Origin of the sequence: Actinomyces minihominis, from assembly GCF_900187855.1 — a bacterium.
GTDB classification, from domain to species: Bacteria; Actinomycetota; Actinomycetes; order Actinomycetales; family Actinomycetaceae; genus Scrofimicrobium; species Scrofimicrobium minihominis.
Map to the genome: position 1 here is coordinate 1 of NZ_FYEG01000002.1, position 18,384 is coordinate 18,384.

At 57.6% G+C, this 18,384-nt stretch carries 14 protein-coding genes; 8 read left to right on the forward strand and 6 right to left on the reverse strand.

Annotated elements, in window-relative coordinates; genetic code table 11:
* Positions 1-97: 97 nt before the first annotated feature.
* Positions 98-484, reverse strand: coding sequence for an alpha/beta hydrolase fold domain-containing protein (locus CS903_RS09690; protein ID WP_370737634.1), 387 nt, complete (start codon positions 482-484; stop codon positions 98-100).
* Positions 485-496: 12 nt separating this feature from the next.
* Between CS903_RS09690 and CS903_RS02060 the strand changes: the two genes are divergently transcribed.
* The 3 genes from CS903_RS02060 (at position 497) to CS903_RS02070 (ending at position 3,386) form a co-directional block, all read left to right on the forward strand.
* A complete protein-coding gene (locus CS903_RS02060; protein WP_099331905.1) occupies positions 497-898 on the forward strand; it encodes a hypothetical protein in 402 nt (133 codons plus the stop codon).
* Between the two features lie 297 nt (positions 899-1,195).
* The gene (locus CS903_RS02065; RefSeq protein ID WP_099331906.1) at positions 1,196-2,518 is read left to right on the forward strand and encodes an anaerobic C4-dicarboxylate transporter; all 1,323 of its coding nucleotides are present in this window, start codon (positions 1,196-1,198) and stop codon (positions 2,516-2,518) included.
* Positions 2,519-2,579: 61 nt separating this feature from the next.
* On the forward strand, positions 2,580-3,386 hold the full coding sequence (locus CS903_RS02070) for an HAD family hydrolase (RefSeq protein ID WP_099331907.1): 807 nt from the start codon (positions 2,580-2,582) through the stop codon (positions 3,384-3,386).
* Here CS903_RS02070 and ald read toward each other — a convergent pair.
* The 5 genes from ald to CS903_RS02095 all read right to left on the reverse strand — a co-directional run bounded on the left by ald (position 3,383) and on the right by CS903_RS02095 (position 12,469).
* Positions 3,383-4,492, reverse strand: coding sequence for an alanine dehydrogenase (gene ald, locus CS903_RS02075; protein ID WP_099331908.1), 1,110 nt, complete (start codon positions 4,490-4,492; stop codon positions 3,383-3,385). The genes CS903_RS02070 and ald overlap by 4 nt on opposite strands.
* A gap of 148 nt (positions 4,493-4,640) precedes the next feature.
* Positions 4,641-6,068 carry an aspartate ammonia-lyase gene (aspA, locus tag CS903_RS02080; RefSeq protein WP_099331909.1) on the reverse strand — a complete coding sequence of 476 codons (1,428 nt, stop codon included), beginning with the start codon at positions 6,066-6,068 and terminating at the stop codon, positions 4,641-4,643.
* 244 nt (positions 6,069-6,312) lie between these two features.
* On the reverse strand, positions 6,313-8,745 hold the full coding sequence (locus tag CS903_RS02085; protein ID WP_099331910.1) for a glycoside hydrolase family 94 protein: 2,433 nt from the start codon (positions 8,743-8,745) through the stop codon (positions 6,313-6,315).
* Positions 8,746-8,789: 44 nt separating this feature from the next.
* Entirely contained in the window at positions 8,790-10,982 is a 2,193-nt protein-coding gene (locus CS903_RS02090) for an NTP transferase domain-containing protein (RefSeq protein WP_099331911.1), read from the reverse strand.
* A gap of 128 nt (positions 10,983-11,110) precedes the next feature.
* Positions 11,111-12,469: a UTP--glucose-1-phosphate uridylyltransferase gene (locus CS903_RS02095; RefSeq protein ID WP_099331912.1), complete on the reverse strand. Its 1,359-nt coding sequence runs from the start codon at positions 12,467-12,469 to the stop codon at positions 11,111-11,113.
* 149 nt (positions 12,470-12,618) lie between these two features.
* Between CS903_RS02095 and CS903_RS02100 the strand changes: the two genes are divergently transcribed.
* The 5 genes from CS903_RS02100 (at position 12,619) to CS903_RS02120 (ending at position 18,336) form a co-directional block, all read left to right on the forward strand.
* Positions 12,619-13,620, forward strand: coding sequence for an ABC transporter substrate-binding protein (locus tag CS903_RS02100; protein ID WP_099331913.1), 1,002 nt, complete (start codon positions 12,619-12,621; stop codon positions 13,618-13,620).
* Between the two features lie 33 nt (positions 13,621-13,653).
* Positions 13,654-14,598 carry an ABC transporter permease gene (locus CS903_RS02105; RefSeq protein ID WP_099331914.1) on the forward strand — a complete coding sequence of 315 codons (945 nt, stop codon included), beginning with the start codon at positions 13,654-13,656 and terminating at the stop codon, positions 14,596-14,598.
* Between the two features lie 10 nt (positions 14,599-14,608).
* A complete protein-coding gene (locus CS903_RS02110) occupies positions 14,609-15,400 on the forward strand; it encodes an ABC transporter ATP-binding protein (protein WP_099332235.1) in 792 nt (263 codons plus the stop codon).
* 154 nt (positions 15,401-15,554) lie between these two features.
* Positions 15,555-17,219 carry a CYTH and CHAD domain-containing protein gene (locus tag CS903_RS02115; RefSeq protein WP_129587564.1) on the forward strand — a complete coding sequence of 555 codons (1,665 nt, stop codon included), beginning with the start codon at positions 15,555-15,557 and terminating at the stop codon, positions 17,217-17,219.
* Between the two features lie 25 nt (positions 17,220-17,244).
* Positions 17,245-18,336, forward strand: coding sequence for a serine hydrolase (locus CS903_RS02120; protein ID WP_129587565.1), 1,092 nt, complete (start codon positions 17,245-17,247; stop codon positions 18,334-18,336).
* Positions 18,337-18,384 lie beyond the last annotated feature (48 nt).

Here is an 18,384-nt window from a genome sequence, read left to right on the forward strand (position 1 = left end):
CCCACAAGGAGTCCTCCTTGTCAACGACCCACCCCTTATTAACTCTGTGGGAGTTAATAACAGCCACTAACACGCGCCACCACGCCACCAACCCCGATCATAAACACCACGTTCTGGCCTTTATCCCCGAGTTGCGAAACGATTTCGTTACATCTTTGGCGAAGTACAACTGGTCAAAACCGTGGAATGCACCGGGAACGACTTCGATTTCGCAGGGAACACCTGCCTGTCGAAGCCGTCTTGCATACTCGACGTCTTCATTGAGAAAGAGGTCGAGAGTGCCAATCCCGATCCAAGCAGGTGGGAGTCCGCTGAGGGAAACCCGTCGAGCGGGAACTGCGTAAGGTGAGATTTCGGTAGAACCGGAGAGTTCCCCAAGATAGGTGCTCCACCCAAGCCTGTTGCTCGGAGTACTCCACATGCGAAACATTCTTGAGCGATCCTTACTGGGGGATGCTGTCCTATCGTCACGCATCGGATACACCAGCAGCTGAAAGTGGCCCGGACAACATGGAGAGGGGCCGCTATTTCATCGTCTCGTCTTGGTGCGGTTGAAGCATACGACTCAGAAATCGACCAGCTTGTCATTGATGGATCAAAAGTTGGATGGCTCAACCTGCGTGCGTCAAAAATTCAGGACTTACTGGCGCAAAACTGCCATGTTGAGGAACTCGACCTCACCGATGCCACCCTCCGGAGGGTCGCGTTTGAAAACACGTCGGTAGGCACACTGGTGTTACAAGGGGCTCGCAGTCACCACCTCGACCTACGGGGGATGGACTTTGCCACGATCACAGGAGTCGAAGGTCTGAAAGGTGCCCGAATCGGGGAACGTCAACCAGTTGAAATGTTGGCTCTCTTTGCGGATCACTTTGGGATCGAAATCTATGGGCCCTAACCCGGAACTAGGTAGTTGATCAGGTCAATGTGCCACCGAAGCCATTGCAGACCCATTCGAAGGAGAATTGATTTTGAGTCTGTACCCGGCTTCTTCAGTCCACGAAAGTGGCGGGTGTCACCTTATTCGCCGCCAGATCGAAACATTATTGGTATCTTTTCTTTAGACAGAGAAATCACCGTTATCCTACGCTCGATCTACCTGGACCTCGGGATGGCATCTCTAATTCCATGTTTGCAAGGAAGCACTCACAGATCGACATGACTCCAGCGGGGTCGGATTGGGTAATCAGAAATCATGCTTATGTTGGCGCAGTTTGCGGTACTACTAATAGCGATTTTTGTAGGCGCTAGATTTGGTGGCATCGCCATCGGCTTCGCGGGCGGCCTCGGTGTCATTGGTTTGGCGCTTCTCGGGGCATCTCCGGCAGAGCTCCCTCTTGATGTTGTTTCAATCATCATGAGCGTTATCGCTGCAATTGCAGCAATGCAGGTTGCAGGAGGTATGGAGTACCTCATCTACCTGGCCACCAAGATTCTCAAGAAAAATCCCAAGTACCTCAACTTCCTGGCTCCTGCTGTCACTTATGTCATGACCCTTATGGCAGGAACCGGACACACCGCCTACTCGACAATGCCGGTTATTGTCGAGGTTGCCAAGGAAGCAGATATCCCTCCCTCGAGGCCGCTTTCCCTTGGCGTTGTGGCTTCTCAGATGGCGATCACTGCCTCACCAATCTCCGCTGCCGTGGTCGTCTTCTCCACCATGTTGGTTGAGTTCAACACGGGTCTTGAGTACGTCGACCTACTCATGGTTGCAATCCCAGCCACCCTGCTTTCCGTCATGCTAACGCCGCTCATCATGGGGGCTACGGACAAGCTGCGTGGTGCCAAGCCACTCAGCCAAATGCCGATCTACCAGGAACGTCTTGCCGAGGGCTTGGTTCTTCCTCCCCAGCCTGCCGAAGAAAAAGTGATTTCGGGAGGGGCAAAGCTTTCCGTGGGTATCTTCCTAATCGGACTTATCTTTGTCACCACCTATGCCACCTTAATCTCGGACAAACTACAGGTGATCAAGGATCCAATCATGGGACGTGACGGTGCCATCATTGCAACGATGCTCACTGTCGCCATGCTGATTGTCATCTTCTGCAAGCCTGTGGTCGCAGAAATCCTTGAGGCATCCACTTTCAAGTCAGGCATGTCTGCAGCAATCTGTGTTCTCGGTGTTGCCTGGATGGGTATGACCTTTGTCGAGGCCAACATGGGGACAATAGCGATGCTCTCTAGCAACATCCTTCAGGCCACCCCCTGGCTCCTCGCAATCGTACTTATGCTCGGCGCAGCACTGCTGTACTCGCAGGCCGCCACAACCAGGGCTCTCATGCCGCTTGCTCTTGGAGTGGGTGTCTCGGGTGCTGCCGCAATTGCTGCCTTCCCGGCAGTATCTGCGCTCTTTATTCTGCCTACCTACCCCACACTGCTTGCTGCAGTCGAAATGGATGACACCGGCTCAACCAAAATCGGCAAGTACATCTTCAACCATCCATTCATGTTCCCCGGTCTTGTGATGATCGGTGTTGCAGTTGCGATCGGGTTTGGAATCTCTGCGTTCCTTTAGGAAGTACTCTCTTAGCAATACAGGCACCTGACTCTATGTCGGGTGCCTGTATGGTCGAAACATGGAAAATGTGCGGCTAGTTGCCTCTGACCTTGATAGAACCCTGCTGCTGGAGGGCGGCCAGATACCTCCAGGACTCAGTGACTATGTCCGTCGCCTGAATGAGGAAGGTATCGTCTTTGTCCCCGCAAGCGGCCGGCCGCTGGCAACGCTTAAGGCCATGTTCAACTGGCCGGAAGCGGACCTTGCGTTTATCAGCGACAACGGGGCTGTCGTGGCACATGGTGGGGAGATTCTCTACCACTCGGTGCTGTCACCCGAGCACTACCTCGCAATGGTTGAGTCGACGCTGAGGGATACCGATGGGGCACCTGTCCTCTGTGGTTTAGAAAGGACCTACATTCACGAGAGTTTTCGTGCCGATGCCGAATCATTTGAGGTGTATTTCAAAAACATCGTTTACATCGATGATTTCACAGCCATTGATGAGGACGCGGTGAAGTACTCGGTCTACTTCAAGCGTGAGGATGCGCGTGAGGCGATGGAGGAATGTTTCCAACCCAGTTTCGGGGGCGAGCTGGCAGTCACGCTAGGTGGTCCACCCTGGGTCGACATCATGAACAGGGGAATCTCCAAGGGGCACGGAATTGAGATCCTGGGGGAGAAGCTGGGTATCGACCCGTCTCAGATGATGGCTTTCGGAGACACATTTAACGATGTTGAGATGCTTCAGGCCGTAGGGCATTCCTATGCGGTTGCCAATGCGGAGCAAGAGATCAAGGACCTTGCAAATCACCTCACGGCCTCAAATGAGGAGTTCGGTGTCTACAGGGTCCTTGATGATCTTCTTGCGAAGCGCGGTGCCTAGACGAGGTCGAGGTTGGCCGGAAGGTCTGGGAAGGCTTCAGCAACCTTGGGGTGGGTGATTACTCCACCGCTGACATTGACACCGAGAGCCAGGGCTTGGTTCTCAGTGCAGGCCTTCTTCCAACCCTTGTTGGCAAGGTCGAGGACGTAGGGGAGCGTGGCGTTGGTGAGCGCTTGTGTCGATGTCTCTGGGACTGCGCCGGGCATGTTCGCGACACAGTAGTAGAGTGATTGATGAACTGTAAAGGTCGGGTCGTCATGGGTGGTGGGGCGCGTTCCCTCAAAACATCCGCCTTGGTCAACGGCAATATCGACCAGTACTGAACCCGGTTTCATGCCAGCGACCATGGCATCGGTGACCAGCTTGGGTGCCCGCGCACCAGGAATGAGAACCGAACCGATTACCAGGTCTGCGTCACGAATGGCCTCGGTAATGTTGAGGATCGTTGAGGTGCGAGTGCTGATTTGGTGGTTGAAGAGATCTTCGAGTTGCTTGAGGCGCGGCAGGGACACATCCACCACTGTCACCATGGATCCGAGTCCAAGGGCAACACGTGCGGCCTGTTCACCTGCAGCTCCACCACCGATGATGACAGTACGGGCCCGGCGGGTGGCTGTGACACCTCCGAGGAGAACTCCGCGTCCGCCGGAGGGACGCATCAGAAGATAGGAACCGATCTGTGGGGCCAGTCGACCCGCAACCTCTGACATAGGAACCAGGAGCGGCAGGGCTCTGTTAGGCAGCTGCACTGTCTCGTAGGCGATCGCCGTCGCGCCTGAGTTCAAGATAGCTTCGGTGCAGGGGCGGGATGCAGCAAGGTGGAGGTAGGTGAAAAGGACCTGGTCCTTCCGCAGCAGGTGGTACTCGCTGGGAACCGGCTCCTTCACCTTGAGGATCAGATCTGCGTTAGCCCACACGACATCTGCCGAGTCGATGATCGTGGCTCCCGCGGCCGCGTAGCTCTCATCGGTGATTGAAGAGCCCGCGCCGGCTCCGGCCTGGATGAGCACTTCGTGACCCTGGGCGACCAGTTCAACCACACCGTTGGGGGTGATTCCGACACGGTACTCATTGTTCATTACTTCAGTGGGTATACCGACCCGCATGTTGACTCCCTGACTTGGAAACTTCGTAGCTAACTCTAGCCGCTGCGGTGAGAGCCTCTTCACTGGGGGCACTGGTGCCGTTCTTAAGTGCGATCGGGCACCACACCCGGTGGAGGGTGGTGGCGCCCGAACTGCAGCCTTTTGGGTACTAGTCGTCTAGGTCGTAGTACTGTCCGAAGAACTGCGGCTTGAGAAGGTTATCGATCGAGAGAACCTCATCCAGTTGCTCTTCTGAAAGCAATCCACGCTCAAGCACAACCTCTCGGACAGATTTTCCGGTTGCAGCGCATTCCTTGCCGACAATATCGCCCTCATGGTGACCGATGATGTCGTTCAGGTAGGTGACGATACCAATCGAGTTCTCAACATTAGCGCGGCAGATCTCCTCATTGGCGGTGATGCCTTCGATGCACTTGGTGCGAAGGACCTTGGAGCCGGTCTGAAGCATCTCGATCGACTCGAAGAGGCACTGGGCGATGACTGGTTCCATGACGTTCAACTCAAGCTGACCTGCCTCAGAGGCAAAGGTAACCGCCACGTCATTGCCGAACACCTTGAAGCAAACCTGGTTAACGACCTCGGGGATCACCGGGTTGACCTTGGCGGGCATGATGGAAGATCCAGCTTGCATCTCGGGTAGGTTGATTTCGTTCAGGCCCGCTCGGGGTCCCGAAGACAGCAGGCGCAGGTCGTTGCAGATCTGCGAGATCTTGGTTGCTGAGCGCTTCAGAGCAGAGTGAACGGCGACATAGTCGCTGGTGTCCGATGTGGCGGCGATGAGGTTGGCTGACCCCTCAATCCCGAGGCCGGTTACCTCAGCCAGCTTCTCAACCACAACCGGCTGGAAACCGGGGGGAGTGTTCAGACCTGTCCCGATAGCAGTTGCGCCCAGGTTGACCGTGAGCAACAGGTTGGCCTGCTGCGCCAGGTACTCGCATTCTGCGCGGATGATGGAGGCGAAGCCGCTGAACTCTTGCCCGAGAGACATGGGCACAGCATCCTGAAGTTGGGTCCGCCCCATTTTCAACACACGCTTGAACTGGTTGGCCTTGTGGTCGAGCGTGTCCGCCAGGGTCAGTAGTTCTTTGATGAGGTCGTGGACCATGTGGTAGACGGCCAGCCGCAATGCGGTGGGGTAGGCGTCATTGGTTGACTGTGACTTGTTGACATGGTCGTTGGGGTTGATGACGTCATAGTCACCCTTTTCAAGACCAAGGATTTCAAGGGCCAGGTTCGCAATGACCTCGTTCGCATTCATGTTGGTCGAAGTACCCGCGCCACCCTGGAAGAGATCCACTGGGAACTGGTCACGTGCCGTACCCTCGTAGAGTATTTTGTCGCAGGCCTGGGTGATTGCCTTAGCGACCTTCTTGGGGAGGACGCGTGTCTGGCGGTTAGCCAGGGCTTCAGCCTTTTTAACCTCTGCTAGTCCTTTGACAAATGCGGGGTAGTCACTGACGACCCGGCCGCTGATGGGGAAGTTCTCAACAGCTCGTTGAGTGTGGACTCCCCAGTACGCGTCGGCGGGAACTTCCTTGGGACCGAGGAGGTCTACCTCGGTGCGTGTTTCGGACAAATCACTCAGCTCCTTCTGGGTGGAAATGACGCTTTTAGTATTTCAGTCGTCCTGATCTGGGACCCTGGCTTGCCGCCTGTTGAACATCATCGAACATTAGGTCGGCCGGCAGTTTTCTGTTTCGACACAAGCATAGGGAACACCGTCTTTTTTTGGGTCCTGAAAGTACGGGTCCGCCACAGCCAACCCGAAGGTCAGAAGTGGCGGACCAAAGACGCGGCAGTCCGGGAAGGGTTGTCCTGAACTACACGGACGCACCCAGGGTGACAACCACGGAAACCTCAGCTCCCTCTGGCTGCTCCATGATCGGCATCTTTGGGTTCTGCTCAACCCCGTCGACCGTCACGGACGCGACGCCGCGGCTGACATGGTCGGGGTTCCTCACCTCAATGTTGTAGACGGCACCGCGCCACTCACGTCGCACTGAGAAAGCGTCCCACGCCCGGGGGATGGAGGGATCGATGACAAGGCCGTGGAAGCCGGGGCGGATACCGAGAATGTACTTGGTAACCGCGGTGTACATCCAACCGGCGGTGCCTGTAAGCCACGGGTTCTGGGCCTTACCGTAGAGATCGTGGTCGCGACCGTAGATGAATTGGGCGTAAACGTAGGGCTCAGCCCCGCGTACCTCAGCAATATCGTTCTGGTTGTAGGGCGAGATCGCATCGTAAAATGCCACGGCCTCATCACCTCGACCCAGGACGGCCTCCGCAATAATGGGCCATGCGTTGGGATGGCTGAAGATTGAGGAGTTCTCTTTCACCCCGGGATAGACGCGGGTCACGAACCCGACAGAGTCGTCGACCTCGGTGAATGCGGGCCAGTTAAGGTGGGACCCAAACTCGGACCCAAGGAGTTCGCGGACAGAGTCCATTGCCTGTTCGCCATGCTCCTGGGAGGCGATGCCCGCGATGATGGGCCAGGCTTGGTGTTCAAGGAAGATCTTGCCCTCCTTTGCCTCGCTGGTGCCAATCTTCACGCCCTGGTTGGTGTACCCACGGATCCACCAGGCTCCATCCCACAGCAGTGAGTTGGTGACCTCGGTGATGCGATCCAGTTCAGCCTGGTAATGGGCAGCTGCCTGCGCGTCCTGACGTTCCAGAGCCAGCCCTATGAAGTCGCGCAGGGCCCAGGCGTGAAGGAATGTCACCAGAGCGGACTCACCGCCCCCAAGGTTCAGGCAGTCGTTCCAGTCAGCTCGAAGACCAAGGGCCACCCCGTTGTCACCAACGTGCTCAGCAGAGAAGTCAAGAGCAGCCTTGAGGTGCTCGTAGACGGTGGCCGGTGAGCCGTCGGCAAACGGAACAACGAGGTCGAGGAACGAATCATCTCCGGTTTCTTTGACGTACTCGATGACCGTGGGAACGAGCCAAAGGTGGTCATCCGAACAGGCATCATCAAGTCCGTGAATCAGGTCGTCTCCCGACTTGGAAGGAACGATGGTGGGGGACGGGATATCCGGAAGCTCTTCGCGGTCAGGGTCGAAGTCCCGGGGGTCGAACAGGTGCAGTCCGTAGCCCATCGGAGTCTGAGCGCGCAGCAGTTCAATGATCCGCTGTCGTGATTTGGTGGGGTTGGAATGAATCACGCTCATGGCGTCCTGGGCGGTATCTCGGTAACCCAGGCCGTGACGTCCTCCGACCTCGACAAAAGAAGCAAAGCGTGACCAGACGACTGTCGTTTCTGCCTGAAGCAGGGTCCAGGTGTTGATCAGCTCGTTCATTCCCTGGTTCGGGGTGTCAATGCGAAGCCGGTCCCGCTTCTTGGCCCAGTAGTCAAGGAGGCGCTGGAACTCGGCATCGACCTGAGCCGGATCGGAGTACTTCGCCTGGATGTTTCGACCAACTTCATCGCGGGAGCCGTAGCCGGTCATGTAGATGATCCGCTTGCTCTCACCGGGCTGCAGGGTGAACTTGTGCTGTAGCGATGCACAGTGATTCTGGGTGGTCCCGGAAGAGTCGGAGCCCATCCCGCGCTCGACAGCGATGGGGTTGCGCTCTGTGCGGTAGTTACCGATAAAGGGCTCTCGCAACGTGTCGAAGGAGTCGGGTTCCTCCGAGGATGCAAAGTAGTGGAAGGTCCACGGCTCGTAGAAGAAGTCGTACTCAATGATCCCGTCCTCGTATGAGGAGCCGGTCGCATAGAGGGACATCTGCAGGTTTTGGTTGTCGATTTCGATGTGGTGGTAGGAGAACTCGATGTATGAGGCGGTGCTCAGGGTGCGGGGACGGTCACTGTTGTTCTTCAGCGTGACGTCCCAGATCTCGACGGCATCGTCGAGGGGGATGAAGACGGTCTGCTTGGCATCGATCCCCCTGTAGTCCGCTTCGAATCGGGTGTAGCCCATTCCGTGAGCGGCAGTGTATGCGGCCCCGTCCTCATTCATCAGGGTGCGCAGGGGCTTGCCAACCGGCATCCAGGAGATGGACCAAAAGTCACCATCTTCGCTGTCCCGAATGTACACATACTTTCCGGGACCTTCGGGAGAGACCGTGTTCTGGCGGAAACGGGTGACGCGTCCGTGTTCGGGGGACTTGTAATAGGAGTAGCCGCCACCGACGTGGGAAATTACCGTTGCGTAATCCTTGGTTCCCAGGTAGTTGGTCCAGGACTGCGGCGCATCGGGGCGGTCGATGACGTACTCATGGCTGGCGGTGTCAAAATGACCAAAGTGCATGGTGATCTTTCAGAGGTCCAGGTGTTTGGGTTTGCTTTGGTTGGCTAGGCGGTGACGAAACCGCGGAGCCAGGTAAGAAGTTCTTCTGCCTTCTCCGGAGTATCTGCCTCAACGAACATGCGGAGGACGGGCTCGGTGCCGGAGAAACGCAGGAGGGCCCAGTTGTCGTTCTCAAGGAGGATCTTGGTGCCATCGGTGTCGATCACATCGATGACCCTGTAGGGACCGATGTGCGTCAGGGGCTGCGCGTCCAGACGACGCGGAACCTCTAGCCGCATTTCGGGAGTGGCCGGAATGCTCTCTTCTAGGGAGTAGAGACGGCCTGTGATCTCATAGACCAGGTCGAGCAGTTCGGACATCGGCTTTCCGGTTCTGGCCAGCATCTCGGCAACGAGAGCACATGCGAAGATACCGTCCTTGCCGAGGATCCAACCGCGCACTGTGAGGCCACCCGAAGATTCACCCCCGAGGACGGCGTCGATTTCCTGCATGCCTGCTGTGACGTGTTTGAACCCCACCTTGCATTCACGGTGCTCCTCACCGAAGTGATCCGCAAGGCGATCGAGCAGGTGGGTTGTGGCGACATTACGAACGACCCCGCCCTTCTCACCACGGTACTCGTGGAGGTACCAGTAGAGGAGAAGGAGGAGCTCGTTGGAAGTGACGTAGTTACCGTTCTCATCAACGATGCCGATCCGGTCCGAGTCCCCGTCGGTGGCCATTCCGAGGTCGTACTTTCCGTCTCCGGCTTTGATCATCGACATCAGGGTGTGTAGGCGCTCTGAGTCAGGTGCCGGCGCCACACCTCCGAACAGGGGGTTGTGAGCGGAGTGAATGAACTCTGCCTGGACACGCATATCGGAAAGGATGGTGCCAAGAGTCAGCTGGCTGGTGCCATACATGGGGTCAACGGCAACACGCAGGTTTGAACCACGAACGATATCCCAGTCGATGATTTCTTCAATCGCGTCGATGTAGGGATCGGTTAGCGGTGTCTCATCGATGATTCCGGCCGTTCGTGCGAGGTCGAGGTCGAGCGTGACAACGTCCTCGACACGAAGTGCGTTGGCCTCATCTTGATAGCGGTCGGTTTCAGCATCAAGGGGAAGGGAGCCGTCCTCGCGGAACACCTTGACACCGTTCCAGTTCGGTGGGTTATGAGACGAGGTAATGATGATCCCGTATGCGGCATTCTTGTAGGGAGCGGCGAAGGTCACCAGGGGGGTGGGCACATCTTCGGGGAGGAGGTGAACCGGAATGTTGTTCCCTGCGAAGACCTCGGCGGCGGCTTCGGCGGACTCCCGAGAGAGGAACCTCCGGTCGCCCCCGATGACAACACCCTTGGTGTCGATTCCCTGACGTGTCGCCTCATTGGCGATGGCCTGGCAGAGGCGACGAAGGTTACCCAGCGTGTAGCCCTCACCGATAATGGCCCGCCACCCACCGGTACCGAACTTAATGGTGGTGTCAGTGTCCTTCTTGGGGACGAAAAGGCGCTTGAGGACGATGTCAGCGGCCTGCTGCAAACCCTCTTCGGTGTTGATCCCCTGCACCTCATCGGTGTCGTAGATGCGGTAGGTGGCAACACCGTGATCGGCGTTGAGGAAGCTTCGGGCCACTTCCGTGAGGCGGTGTTCACCCCTTGAGGCGAGGGCGTCGATCTTCGCGAGCAGGGTGTCCGGAGCCGCAACGTAGGAACCCACGTTGACCTCGGTGATGGCACGTTCGTCACCCGAGAGGTCCTCGGGTTCGAGGATGGCCTGAATATTGTCGTCCTCGTCCCTTTCGATGCGACCGTAGGGAAGGGGCTGGTTCATCCGTGCTGTGAGGAGGGAGAAGCCGGCGTCTCGAAGGTAGTGGCGGTTCAGCAGACCGCGAAGGGAAGCTGGTCGAAGGAGCGGGGTGTCGGCGTAGGTTACGAGGAGCTGTTCTGTGTCAGCGGGAATGGCCCCACGAGCCGAGGCAACAGCGTGGCCCGTACCGAGCGGCTCGTTCTGGACCACATAGGTGAGGTCGTCACCGAGAATGTTGCGAATCTCGGTATCGTGAGGAGAAACCACGACGATGATTCGTTCCGCCGGAACAACCTGGCGCACGTTCTCTAAGGCCAGCGCAGCAACGGTCGAGTCTGACAGGTTGGCATGGAGCAGTTCTCGAGACTCCTGATCGGCCCCGGCCGCCAAAACAACGGCTGTTGTGTTTGGTCGCTTCCAGTCCTGTTTCGACTCTGTCGCCATCGGCGTCCCCAATCGCTTCTACTCTGATGATGCGGGTATCTCGGCGTGGGGAACGTCGTCATTGGCGATAGGCGTCCTAACCGGTTCCTCACTTAGTTAAGAAGCCTAACAAAAAACTTAGTGGCTTGTCAGTCCGGGAGGACAACACCACCTTCGGGTCCCAGCACGACATCACCGGTGACCCTGGCGCCCGGCTCGAAGCGCCACTTTCCGAGGACCTGGAGTGACGTTGCATCGCGCAGTGAGGGGGCCTGTGGGATGAGGGCCTCAAAGTCGTTAATATGCCCGTAATCACGCTTGTTCAGAGTGATTTCAGGCGTTGAGGTGGTAGTTGCCCGCAGGCTTCCGTCTTCAGAAATGACATAGAGGTCGGAACGTAGCAAAAGAAGCTCGTTGGTTGTTTTCACGGGCAGGAAACGGCTTCGTGGCACCTCGATAGCGGTGGCGTTCTCGAAGACCTCAATGGCAGACCCCATGGCGGTCTCAACCTGGATCACCTGAGGACTGTTTGGATCAGTCACATCAACCGTCTTCGTGTTGCGGATCATCGGTAGTCCCAGAACGGAGCTGCGCTCCTGGAGAGCTGCCTTCAAAGCTGGCAGATTGAGCCAGATGGTGTTGGTGTTGAAGTAGCGGTGGCGGTCGATATCTTCGAACGTCGCAATGTCCTCCGGATCTGTTTGAGCCGACTCGCGAAGAACGAGCGCGCCGTCAGCTATGCGGCGGGCGAGGTGGCCGCCCTTCCGGTCGTTAGGGGTGCGTCGGCAAATCTCCATGGCGAAAGCCGCGCCGGTATCCGCGAACCAGGCCGCTAGGTCAGGGTCCGGTGTGGCGCCAAGGTTGTCCCCGTTGGATACCTGCGCAAACTCAAAACCCTCCCGGATCAGCAGATCAAGCAGACCACTTGTGAGCAGCGAAACGTAGAGGTCGCCGTGCCCCGGGGGACACCACTCAGCCTCTGGATCCGAGGGCCAGGAGACAGGCTCAAGTGTAGAAGCATCAAGGCGGGGTTCTTTGCTCTGCAGGAAGCTCAGGGGAATGCCGTCGATGGCAAGGTCTGCGTACCGGCTCAGGTAGCGAAGAGTGTCGTGGTCGGTGCGATACGAGTTCATAAAGACGAGGGGGAGGCGCGCGTCAAACCTGCTGCGTGCGTAGAGCGTCTGCTTGGCGATGAGGTCAAGAAAGGTCTGGCCCTCAGCGACGGGGAGAAGCGTCTTGGCCCGATCAAGTCCCATGGAGGTGCCGAGACCGCCGTTGAGCTTGATGAGGGCGGTCTTTGCCAGCGCCTCGGCCTGTGCCGAGAAAGGGTAGTGAAGGTCGGTGGATGAGGCCGGGTCCACGTACGGCTCAATGCTCTCCTCTTGGATCAGACCCGCTTCACCCGCCTCTAGAAGCGAGAAGTAGTGGGAGAAAACTTCGATTGCTTCTGCGGCGACGCCCGCATTAGTCATCTTTTGCTGTGCTCTGCGAAGTGATTCAGCGGTCATTGACACCTCCATGCTCAGGGCCAAGGTTAGTTCACTCACTGGACTCCAGCCAGCCTGGGCCCTCAACCTCTTTATGCTCACGGGGTGCCAGGCGGCACCAACGGAAAGTCGAATAACACAGCCGTCTCAATCACTGTCAGGAGAAATGAATGAAGAAGATCGCTTCCCTCGTGTCACTGGGAGTAGCTGGAGCACTGGCGTTGGCTGGGTGCAGCGCATCCCCGTCTGCGAGCTCGGGTCAGTCTGAGTCCCCTGAAGCCACCACCGAGTATGTTGTTGGGATCAGCCAACTTATGGACCACCCCTCGCTGACTGCTGCTGCTGACGGGTTTAAGGCGGCGTTCGAGGACGCGGGTCTGACCGTGAAGTTTGACGAACAGAACGCGAACGGGGACCAGTCGACGGCTGCGTCCATAGCCGGGTCGTTTAAGTCCTCCAAGGTTGATCTCGTCCTGGCGATCGCGACCCCCACCGCACAGGCTGCGGCGCAGGCCATTACGGATATTCCCGTCCTTTTCACAGCGGTGACCGACCCCATTGACGCAGGCCTGGTTGAAACCTGGGAGGCGCCGGGAGGGAACATTACGGGCACCTCGGACGCCAACCCGGTCAGCGAGCAGCTGGCCCTTATCGAAGAGATTGTCCCCGGGGTGAAGACCGTCGGCATCGTTTACTCTCCCGGGGAGGCGAACTCTGTGGTTCAGGTGGGGTGGGCCAAGGATGCTGCAGCCGAACTAGGACTTGAAATCATCGAAGCTCCTGCAATGAGCTCGCAGGATGTGCAGCAGGCGACTGAGTCCCTGGCAGACGTTGACGCCATCTATGTCCCCACGGACAACGTGGTTGTGACCTCCCTCGAGACCGTCCTCCAGGTCGGAGAAACCAAGAAGATCCCGGTGTTCGGAGCGGAGGGCGACTCGGTCGCGCGGGGTGCCATTGCAACCTACGGTCTGGATTACTTCGCGCTCGGGTACCAAACCGGTCAGATGGCAATCTCTATCCTCACGGAAGGTAAAGCTGCCGCGGACATCCCGGTGGCGACCTTGACCGAACCATCCCTTTACCTCAACCTTGGAGCCGCAGAACGCATGGGTGTCGAGGTTCCCGTGAACCTGGTTGAGCAGGCGGATCCGGAAAACATCACCAACTAGCGCAGACTAGAAACAGAGGGCGGGGGACAAACGGTGATAACTGCTGTTGAACTGGGGTTGATCTACGCGATCATGGCGCTGGGGGTCTACTTGACCTTCAGGGTTCTTGAGTTCCCAGACCTGACGGTTGACGGCAGCTTCGCTACGGGTGCCGCGGTCTCAGCGATCCTGATCCTCAATGGAACCAACCCGGTTCTCGCTGTCGCCTCCTCATTCGTGGCCGGGTGCCTAGCCGGAATGGTCACCGGTCTGCTGAACACCAAGGGCAACATTGACGGCCTCCTGGCTGGAATTTTGACGCAGATTGCCCTCTACTCGATCAATCTGCGCATTATGGGAACCTCAAACCTGGGGCTCCTGCGGGCAACGACTCTGTTCACCCCGCTTCGTGAGGGCGGCCAGCTGGGAACCTGGCTTGGACCGCTGATTATTCTGCCGTTTGTCCTGGTGGTCCTTGCCGCCCTGATTTGGTTTCTGCATACCAACGTCGGCCTCGGACTTCGGGCTTCCGGGGATTCACCTGAGATGGTGCGTTCCTTCGGAGTCTCCACCGACCGGCAGAAGATTCTTGGCCTCGCACTTTCCAACGGGATGGTCGCCGTCTCAGGCTCACTTGTCGCCCAGTACCAGGGGTTCGCCGACGTTGGCATGGGAATCGGCATCATTGTGGCGGGCCTGGCCTCCGTCATCATCGGACAGGCCATCGTTGGGCGGGTCACTATTTTTAGGGCTGCCACTGCGGTCGTTATCGGGGCTGTGATCTACCGGGTTGTTATCCAACTGGCGTTGATCCTCGGGTTCAACCCCAACGATATGAAGCTGATCTCTGCCGTCATCGTCGTCCTCGCCCTCCTCATCCCCCAGTGGAGAATCGGTGCCAGGATCCACAGGCTGTTCGGCCTCAAACGTCGTTCTGAGGACGAACGAATGACTGATCGCCTCGTCATGGAAAACGCTGCGTTGAAAGGGGAGGACTGAAATGGTCGCCATGCTGCAACTGGAGTCAATTTCCAAGACGTTCCTGGGGGGAACGGTGAATGAAAGAAGGGCTCTCACCGACATCAACCTCACGCTCGAAGACGGTGAGTTTGTGACGGTGATCGGGTCCAACGGAGCCGGCAAGTCCACCCTTCTGAATGTGGTGGCGGGGTCCATTCGACCCAACTTAGGACGTGTCCAGATCGACGGGAATGATGTGTCCCGGCTCAAGGACTACCAGCGAGCCAAGTATCTGGGACGGGTGTTCCAAAACCCCTCACTCGGAACTGCCCCTCACATGACCATCGAAGAAAACCTCTCGATAGCCCAAAACCGCGGAAAGCACCGCACCTTAGGGGTAGGTGTCACCAAAAAGGACCGTGAGACATATCGGGAGGCGCTCGCGGGACTGCACCAGGGCCTCGAAAACAGGCTGAAGGACTGGGTCGGGTTACTTTCGGGGGGTCAGCGACAGTCCCTTTCACTGCTCATGGCAACTTTCACCAATCCCAAGATCCTCCTCCTTGACGAACACACCGCAGCTCTTGACCCCCAGAGGGCAGAGGTGGTTACCCAGCTCACCGGAGAAATGGTTGCCAAAAACAACCTGACCACCCTGATGGTTACGCACAACATGGAGCAGGCGCTCCGGCTTGGTAACCGGCTGATCATGATGCATGAGGGGCGGATAGTGCTAGATCTGAGCGAATCGGAGAAGGGGAAAACGACCGTCCGCGACCTTCTTGATTGGTTTGAACAGGTCAAGGGAGCGCAGCTTTCGGACAGAACTCTGCTGCAGTGATAATCTGCGGGGTGTCCGTCCGCGATTTTTCGACCGTTACCCTCCGGAGGAAGTCTTTCAATGACGCGCCTCAGCTTTGTTTTCACACTGGCCGCCGTGGCACGGTACCCAATCGCTTCCTCTGAACACCAGAGCTAGTTCGTCAGGACCCAGCGTGGAAGAGTATGTGGAGGTCGCATTCGACCTCGGCTTAGGTGACGAACTTGCTTCTGACACCCCCATGGTCCCGTTGTTTGATCTGGGGGAGGGCGAGGGCGGGCCGACCACTTCGGGCGCAGCACCTTCAAAGCTGATCCAAGAGGTTGAAATCGAAGTGAAGTTTTCCGTCGGCGACAATGTCGGTGCGCTTGACCTTGGGGCAATTGGGCCACTCGGGCATCCCGTCACCAGTGAGCTGAATGCCCTCTACTTTGATACCCCTGATCTGGAGCTTGAGTCAGCGGGGATAGCTTTGCGCCGAAGGTCGGGCGGAAGTGACGCAGGCTGGCATTTGAAGACCGAAGTTTCAAGCTCGGGGCATCGCATTGAGAAGCGATTGCCGATCTCGGGCGCAAGGCCGCCACGCTTCCTGCGCAGTGTGCTTCCCCCTGAGCTACAGTTCAGGCCGCTCATTCCTGTGGCACGTCTCGAGACCCACCGAACTGAGACTCCCGTTCTTTCCTCTCGGCGAAGCATTCTGGCAAATGTCTGTGAGGATCACGTTCGGGTAGATGCCGGCCCCCTTGGCGGGGGTCGTAAGGGGAGCCAGCAGAGCGCCTGGCGTGAAGTCGAGGTCGAACTCGCGGCAGGAGATACTCGTGCCCTCAGCCATATTTCTCGGCTGCTCTTGAATGCCGGCCTCACACCCGCAACTTATGGATCAAAGATCGCGCGAGCCCTGGAAGGCTGGCCTCGAACTTCGGTTTCAGACCTGGGCGGGCACCCCGTTCAGGCAGCTGTTAGACGTTACATAGAGAATCAGGTTGGTGTCATTCAGAGCCTTGAGGAAGGGGTTGCCGAGGGTGAGGGGGAAGCCGTGCATCAGTCACGCGTCGCGGCAAGAAGGCTGAGGTCCACCCTTGACACCTTCTCCACCCTGTTTACCCCAACTGTTGCCGATCACCTCATCGGAGAGTTGCGGTGGTTCGGGCGTGAACTCTCTGCTCTCCGGGATCTTCAGGTTCTTCGAGCGCGCCTGGTCGATGGCACAGCTGCGGCCCTTCCTTCCGATCCCCAGGTGCTTGCATGGCTTCTCTCAGGGGTGGATGCGGCTGCGGATGCGGCTGCAAGTCAGGTTCGAACCGATGTTCTTGGACCTCGCTACGAAATGCTCCAGGACGGACTGGCTGAACTGGTTGATCCGCGCCTGCAAACAGCGAACCTTGGGGGAAGCCGTGCAGATCTCGAAGATATCCTGCGAGCGAGTCCTGCCAAGCCATTGGGCAAAACAATGAAGCGCCTACAGGCTGCTGAAGTTCTGGCCCGGGCACTGCCAAAGAGGCAGACGTTGGATGAGAAGTTACAGCAGGCCCATCTCTGGCATGAGACACGCAAGGCCGCAAAGACTGTCCGCTACGCCTACGAGGCACTTGCCCCAGTTCTTGGGGAGGAGGGGTCCACAAAGGTTCTTCGTTGGCAGGAAGCCACCTCTGCGCTCGGAGAACTGCAGGACACTACTTTTGAGCTGGATGCGATAGGGGAACTGGAACGCGGAGGCGCTATCTCCTCTCCCCAGCTTTCTCCGGAGGGGGTGAGCCGCCTGAAGCAGGTGGCAGAAAAGAACATGGGCGAGCAAATGAGGCTTGGCCGTCGTAGTCTCCTCGCTGCGCTTAGGGCCTAGGGGACCTCGGGGTGATTCGTTGACCGTGAGAAAGTGGAGATGGGCTACGGGACGGGCGTGGGGTGCCGGAGTCTTAGTAGCCGGCTTCAGTCTCTATACCTCCCTGGCTTTTTCAGTGATTCCGCTGCCATCCACAATCATCGAGAGCCAGGAGGGTAGCCCAGAAATCTCCGAAAAGATTGAGGCAGTCTCCCAACCGCGGAAGGTTTCTGCCCTCGACAGGGCCGCGCTTGAGGCCGCTTTGGCGAAGGGTTCAGCTACACGGGAGTCGTACCTTGAGTTTTTTGAGGGCGAAGCAAGGCTGGGATCCCCAAGGAAGCTCCGTGATCTCGAAAGTGCGTTGGAGGAGGCTCAGGAGCTGCTTGATGGTGCTCCGGCTATGCCCGAGGACGTCCTCCAGGTCACCGAAAACATTGAAGTAGCGATTGAGGAGATTCAGAACTACTTCGATAAGCGCAGCCGCCTCCGCTCAGTCATACGCAAGGAGGTGGCTCCCGGGGTCGTAGGGATCTATGCTTCCGACCCACAGTCGAATGAGGTGATCGTGAGTGTGAACCCGGACTTGGAGTTCACTTCTGCCAGCCTTTACAAGCTGTTTGTGGCCTATTCGATGATGCGTGCGGTTGAAACAGGGGAGTGGTCGTGGGCCGACCCGCTGCTCGGATCATGGTCTCTTGAGCGCTGCTTCGATGAAATGATCATCTACTCGGACAATGACTGCCCGGTTGAGTGGCTTGATCGGGTTGGAGTGGAAAGAGTTGACTCTCAAATCAAGGGACTCGGCTTAGAGAACTCGCAGGTGGTTTGGTCCGACATGGTGACAACGGCGCAGGACATGGGCCACTTCCTTGAGCTGATCTATTTCGGGGACATTGTTGACGAAGTCAGCCTTGAGCGGCTTGCAAAAGCAATGGAAAACCAGGAGTATCGCGAGGGCATGCCTGATCAGCTCGATGGTGTCACCGTTCTCAACAAGGTCGGGTTTCTTGAGGATCTGCTTCATGATGCAGGCATAGTTCGATCAAAAAAAGGTGATCTTGTCCTGGTGATTTTGACCTCGGGTAGCTCGTGGGAGACGATTGCGGAGGTCGCCGCAACCATCTACAACTCACTGTAGGTTCCGAGCTTTCGGATGCGGGTGATCTGACACTTCTCAACACCATTC

Excerpts from the sequence above, each read along its gene's own strand:
- ald (WP_099331908.1), bottom strand. The coding sequence starts at position 4,492 with ATGCGGGTCGGTATACCCACTGAAGTAATGAACAATGAGTACCGTGTC.
- CS903_RS02100 (WP_099331913.1), top strand. The coding sequence starts at position 12,619 with ATGAAGAAGATCGCTTCCCTCGTGTCACTGGGAGTAGCTGGAGCACTG.
- CS903_RS02065 (WP_099331906.1), top strand. The coding sequence starts at position 1,196 with ATGCTTATGTTGGCGCAGTTTGCGGTACTACTAATAGCGATTTTTGTA.
- CS903_RS02095 (WP_099331912.1), bottom strand. The coding sequence starts at position 12,469 with ATGACCGCTGAATCACTTCGCAGAGCACAGCAAAAGATGACTAATGCG.
- CS903_RS02110 (WP_099332235.1), top strand. The coding sequence starts at position 14,609 with ATGCTGCAACTGGAGTCAATTTCCAAGACGTTCCTGGGGGGAACGGTG.
- CS903_RS02085 (WP_099331910.1), bottom strand. The coding sequence starts at position 8,745 with ATGCACTTTGGTCATTTTGACACCGCCAGCCATGAGTACGTCATCGAC.
- CS903_RS02090 (WP_099331911.1), bottom strand. The coding sequence starts at position 10,982 with ATGGCGACAGAGTCGAAACAGGACTGGAAGCGACCAAACACAACAGCC.
- CS903_RS02070 (WP_099331907.1), top strand. The coding sequence starts at position 2,580 with ATGGAAAATGTGCGGCTAGTTGCCTCTGACCTTGATAGAACCCTGCTG.